The organism is Micrococcus sp. HMSC31B01, assembly GCF_001816085.1.
In the GTDB taxonomy this organism is placed as follows: Bacteria; Actinomycetota; Actinomycetes; order Actinomycetales; family Micrococcaceae; genus Micrococcus; species Micrococcus luteus.
On sequence record NZ_KV824883.1, the window covers coordinates 1 to 2262 of the forward strand.

General features: G+C 75.7%; 2 protein-coding genes and 1 pseudogene. All 3 read right to left on the reverse strand.

What is annotated here, in order from left to right:
- Positions 1–703, reverse strand: a 703-nt coding sequence (locus tag HMPREF3105_RS01220; protein WP_141762373.1) for a 5-oxoprolinase subunit B family protein, incomplete at its 3' end; no start/stop codon positions are given.
- Positions 700–1467 carry a LamB/YcsF family protein gene (locus tag HMPREF3105_RS01225; protein ID WP_049161179.1) on the reverse strand — a complete coding sequence of 256 codons (768 nt, stop codon included), beginning with the start codon at positions 1465–1467 and terminating at the stop codon, positions 700–702. The genes HMPREF3105_RS01225 and HMPREF3105_RS01220, both read right to left, overlap by 4 nt.
- A gap of 206 nt (positions 1468–1673) precedes the next feature.
- Positions 1674–2262 (reverse strand): annotated as a pseudogene (locus tag HMPREF3105_RS01230) (ATP-dependent helicase); the annotation flags it as partial.

A 2262-nucleotide genomic window follows, 5' to 3' on the forward strand; every position in this document is an offset into this window, starting at 1 on the left:
CGGCGGGCGGGGTGGCGTCGACCGCCGCGTCCGTGCCGGAGGTGACGGACGCCGTCGGGCGCACGGGGACGTAGCGGACACGGTCGCCGGGCTGCAGCAGGGCGGGCTGCTCGCGGCCGAGGTCCCACAGGGCCGCGGTGGTGTGCCCGAGGAGCTGCCAGCCGCCGGGCGAGGTGCGCGGGTAGACGGCGGAGAAGGCCCCGGCGACGGCGACGGCGCCTGCCGGGACGGCCGTGCGGGGCGAGCTGCGACGGGGCGCCTCGAACGGGGCCGCCTCGGAGGCGCAGTACATGAACCCCGGCGCGAAGCCGCCGAACGCGGCGAACCAGTCGGCCTCGCTGTGGGCCCGGATGACGCCGTCGAGGCCGAGCCCGGTGAGCCGGCCGACCTCGGCGAGGTCTTCGCCGTCGTAGACCACGGGGATCTCGACGATCCGACCCCCCGTCAGCTCACCGGCGTCCGGGGTGAGGGTGCTGACCCGCGGTGCGGCGTGCTCGGCGGCGGCCTGCGAGGTGAAGGTCACCAGGACGGTCGCGGCGGCGGCCATGACCTGGCGCTGGCCGCGCGCCGGGTGGGCCGTGAGGTGGGCGTGGACGGCCATGACGTCCTCGAGCGAGGCGCACTCGACGAGGAAGCCCTGCGTGCCGACCCAGCGGATCGGGCGGGCCGGCGGTGTGGCGGCGGGGTGACGTGGGGCGCTCATGCGAAGGCCTTGATGGACACGCCCGCGCCCTCGAGCGCGCGGCGCACGGCCGCGGCCATGGCCACGGCGCCGGGCGTGTCGCCGTGCAGGCAGATGCTCTCGGCGTCGACGCGCACGTCCGTGCCGTCCACCGCCGCGACGACGCCCTCGGTGGCCAGGCGCACCATGCGGGCGGCGACGGCGTCCTCGTCGTGGAGGACCGCGCCGGGCTCGCGGCGGGAGACGAGCGTGCCGTCCGGGTTGTAGCCGCGGTCCGCGAAGGCCTCGGCGACGCCGCGCAACCCCGCGGCGGCCGCCTTGTCCAGGGCGACGGAGCCGGGCAGGAGCAGCAACGGGAGGTCGGAGCCGAACGCCTTGACGCCGTCGACGACGGCCTGGGCGTGCGCCTCGTGACGGACGATCGTGTTGTAGAGGGCGCCGTGCGGCTTCACGTAGCGGACCTGGCCGCCGGCCGCGCGGGCGAGCGCGTCGAGGGCGCCGATCTGGTAGAGGACGTCATCGGCCAGCTCGGTGGGCGTGCAGTCCAGGAAGCGGCGGCCGAATCCGGCGAGGTCGCGGTAGCCCACGTGCGCGCCGATCGTGACGCCGGCGGCGACCGCGTCACGGCAGGTCTGGGCGATCCCCGAGGGATCGCCCGCGTGGAAGCCGCACGCGACGTTGGCGGAGGAGACGGAGGGCATGATGGCGGCGTCGTCCCCCATCGTCCACGAGCCGAAGGACTCGCCGACGTCGGAGTTCAGGTCGATCTGCGGCGCGTGAGACACAGTGCAGTCCTCTCGGATCGGGCCCGGCTGAGGTGCCGGTCACACAATCTTGAGGCATGAGGGATGATTGTTCAACAATCCCCGGCGCGCCTCCCTGGCGCCCACCCGCACCGCATGCCAACGCGGGTTGAGTTGTCGCGGGTGTCCCAGCCCGGGACCCGCGACAACTCAACCCGCGTTGCGGACGGACGGACGGCGTCGAGCTCTCAGTTCCGGAACCGGATCCCCGACGGGCTCGAGTAGAACCCCGCGGCCAGCAGCGCCTCGGCCAGCGGCGTGCCGAGCACGGGCCCGCCGTTGACCTTCTCCAGGCTCAACCGCTCGGTGCGGCCGGTCCGCAGCGCCCACACGAGCGCCTCCGCCGCGGCCCGCAGCTCGCCCGGATCCTCCGTGAACGCGAGCAGCGTGCGCCCGCCGCGCTCCATGTAGAGCGCCAGCCGCCCCGCGATCAGCACGACGACGGCGCCCGCCTTCCGGCCCGGGCGATGGCCCGTGGGCACGACGCCGTCCGGCCCGGCCGGCACGGACGGCCAGTCCAGCGCGGCGCCGTAGGGATTCGCCGGATCCGTCGCGGCCAGGGCGAGCGCGAGCGGGGCGGCGTCGACGGCGGCGTCCTCCTCGTCCCGCTGGAACCCGCGCAGCCGGTCCACGACGGCGCCGGTGGAGAACTGCGCGCCGCCCAGCCCGTCGACGAAGTGGCCGCGGCGCACCTGGCCCGCGTCCTCCATCCGGGTGAGCAGCCGGTACTGCCCCGCGAAGCCGCCGGGGACCTCCTCGGCCACCACGGAGCCGCGC